The sequence below is a fragment of the Streptomyces sp. E2N166 genome (assembly GCF_003671715.1).
GTDB classification, from domain to species: domain Bacteria; phylum Actinomycetota; class Actinomycetes; order Streptomycetales; family Streptomycetaceae; genus Streptomyces; species Streptomyces thinghirensis.
Genome location: NZ_RAIF01000018.1, coordinates 26,483 through 29,817 on the forward strand (window position 1 = coordinate 26,483; position 3,335 = coordinate 29,817).

Consider the following 3,335-nt stretch of genomic DNA (forward strand, 5'->3'; position numbering starts at 1 on the left):
CGGTCTGAGGCGGCGGCGCCGCAGGCGACGGCTGGGGCGTTCCGGGATCGTGGTCGCCGTGCTGGCCGTCGGCGCCGTGGGGGTCGGGTTGGCGGTGTACGCCAAGCTGGACGGCAACATCACGTCGGACGAGGCGGCGGCGGCCGAACTGGCCCGGTACGAGAAGGAGCGGCCGACCTCGCTGGTCCGCGGCGCCCAGAACGTGTTGCTGATCGGGTCGGACTCGCGCTCCGGCGACGGCAACGCGCGATACGGCCGGGACTCCGGTACCGAGCGGTCGGACACCACGATCCTGCTGCACCTGGCCGCGGGCCGGGACAGCGCCACCGCCGTCTCCCTCCCCCGCGACCTGATGGTGGACGTGCCCGACTGCCGCCGCCCCGACGGGTCACGCACCGAGCCCGTCCTCGCGCAGTTCAACCACGCCTATGAGGTGGGCGGTTCGGCGTGCTCGATCCGTACGGTCGAGAAGCTGACCAGCGTCCGGATCGACCACCACGTGGTCGTCGACTTCCAGGGCTTCAAGGAGCTGGTCGACGCGCTCTACGGCGTCGAGGTGTGCCTGCGGAAACCGGTCGACGACAAGGACGCCAAGCTGAAACTGCCCGCGGGCCGGGTCACGCTCGACGGGGAGCAGGCGCTCGGCTACGTCCGCGCCCGCAAGTCGCTCGGTGACGGCAGTGACACCGACCGGATGGACCGGCAGCAGCGTTTCCTGGGGGCGCTCGTCAACAAGGTGCAGAGCAATGACGTACTGCTGAATCCGGTGAAGTTGTATCCCGTTCTGGACGCGGCCACGTCGTCCCTCACGACGGATCCGGACCTGGCGAGTCTGCGTGGTCTGTACGACCTCGTACGGGGACTGCGCGGCATTCCCACCGAACGCGTGCAATTCCTGACCGTTCCCCGGGAGTCGTACGCGGGCGACGCCAATCGCGACCAACTCGTTGAGCCCGACGCCGAGAAGCTGTTCACCCGCCTGCGGACGGACGAACCCGTGGCGATCGCGGCGGCGGCCGAGCCGGACACGCCGGACGGTTCCGGGAACCCCCGGGAACCCGGCGACGGCGATTCCCCGGCACCGACGTTCAGCGGGAACACCGCCGCGGAGGACGTCTGCGAGTAAAGCGCATTCCAAGACGACGCCTGATGGGCGTGAGGCGGGCACGGAAGGGCGGACAATTGTCCAAGGAATGCGCCGTATTGCCCAGTTGTAAGGTTCGTGGAATGTGTCACTGCCATCGCCTCGTGCCGAACAGGGCGGTTAATGTGAGCGCTCCGGTGTGCCCGGCCACGGGGTTCTGCCCGAGGCCGCGCACCGAGTGAGCGAGACCGGGCGCCTTGAGGGGAAGGCGCCGCGGGCCCCGACGGAGGATTCGGACAACCGTGGACGCGCAAAGCCGTGGGCGGGCGGAGAACATCGACCCCGCAGACCAGTGGGTACTCAATCCGGACACCGGCGAATACGAACTGCGACTGAGCCCTTCCGCACCGCAGTCGACCGTCCCGGGCCCCCGCGGTGCACGCCGCCGCGGCGCACAGGCGTCGGCCCCCTCGACCGCCCCGGAACGTGAGGTCCCCCCTCCCCGCAGGCGCCGTACCGCACCCGAGGAGCCGCCGCCCGGACGGCGCGGTCGCCGGCGGCCGGCCAAGAAGAAGTCGAAGGGCAAGAAGGTCCTGCTGTGGACCGGCGGCACCATGGCGTTCGTCGTCCTCGCCGCCGGCACGGCCGGATACCTCTATCTGGAGCATCTCAACGACAACATCAAGTCCGTCGCCGACGACGGCGCGAGCACCGGTGGCTTCCAGAAGGACAAGGCGATCAACATCCTGCTGATCGGCACCGACAAGCGCACCGGAGCCGGCAACGAGGGCTACGGCGACACCGGCAGCGCGGGCCACGCCGACACCACGATCCTGCTGCACGTCGCGAAGGACCGCTCCAACGCGACCGCGCTCAGCATCCCCCGCGACCTGATCGTCGACATCCCCGACTGCCCGACCACGCAGGAGGACGGGTCCAAGAAGGTCATCCCCGGCTCCACCGGCGTCCGTTTCAACCAGAGCCTCGGCCAGAGCGGCCGTACGCCCAGCTGCACCATGCGGACCGTCACCGAGCTGACCGGGGTCACACCCGACAACTTCATGGTGGCCGACTTCAACGCGGTCAAGACGCTCACCACTGCGGTCGACGGAGTCGAGGTGTGCCTGGCGAAGGCCATCGACGACCCGGACTCGCACCTGAAGCTGCCGAAGGGCAAGCACACGATCGAGGGCGAGGAAGCGCTGGCCTTCGTGCGCACCCGGCACTCCGTGGGCTTCGGCGGCGATCTGAGCCGCATCGAGATCCAGCAGCAGTTTCTCAGCGCCCTGATGCGCAAGCTCAAGTCCAACGACACGCTCACCAGCCCGTCGAAGATGCTGAATCTGGCCGAGGCGGCGACCGAGGCGCTGACCGTCGACTCCAAGCTGGACAGTATCGGCAAGCTGAAGGACCTCGGGCTGGAGCTGGGCAAGCTCAACACCAAGAACCTGACCTTCGCCACGGTGCCGGTGAAGGACAATCCGGCCGAGAAGATCAAGGCGACCGTCGTCCTCCAGGAGGAGCCGGCCCAGCAGGTCTTCGACATGATCAGGAACGACGTCTCCTTCACCGAGGTCAAGAAGAAGGAGTCGGAGAAGGAGAAGAAGGAGAAGGCCGCCGTCGCCGCCCGGCTGGAGGGCGAGAAGTCCGAACCCTCCGAGATCCGCGTCCGCGTCCTCAACGGCGGCGCCTCCGGCGGCAGCGCCCAGCGGGAGCTGGCCTACCTCCAGACGGAGGCCGGCGTCACCAAGTCGGAGAACGCGGGCAACGCCGACGTGGAGATCGCCAGGACGACCCTGGAGTACGCCCCCGACCAGGCCGCCCAGGCCCGCGCCCTCGCCGAGATCCTCGGCCTGTCCGGCGCCGCCATGAAGCCCGGCGAGAGCGTCACCAACGCCCAGGGCCTGCCCACCATGACCCTCACCCTCGGCAAGGACTTCAAGGGCGCCGGGGTCAAACTCGACGCCGCCTCCGCCAAGGCGCCCGAAGAGGTCCAGAAGTCCACCGCGGACAAGGTCGAGTGCGCGAAGTGACCTGACGGGCTCCACGTGCGTCTGACAGTACGACAGTCCATCGGCGCGCCCGGGAGACGGCTGGGACGGGAGTAGCCCTCCGGGACGCGAGCAATTCGTCGGGACCGCCGTACAGCCAACGAGGGGGACCGTACGTCCAACTGTGCGAACGGACAGAGCGCAGAGGGGCGTTCGCGGATCCGCGGGTGGGGAGAGGCATGACGCAGAGCAGTGTGCAA

2 protein-coding genes are annotated in these 3,335 nt (G+C 68.8%); both read left to right on the plus strand.

All coding sequences use genetic code 11. The features are described from left to right. A partial coding sequence (locus tag EBH09_RS14380; protein WP_238697309.1) for an LCP family protein occupies window positions 1–1,126 on the plus strand: 1,126 nt, incomplete at its 5' end. 260 nt (window positions 1,127–1,386) lie between these two features. Beyond that, window positions 1,387–3,117 carry an LCP family protein gene (locus EBH09_RS14385; RefSeq protein ID WP_121747418.1) on the plus strand — a complete coding sequence of 577 codons (1,731 nt, stop codon included), beginning with the start codon at window positions 1,387–1,389 and terminating at the stop codon, window positions 3,115–3,117. Window positions 3,118–3,335: the final 218 nt, after the last annotated feature.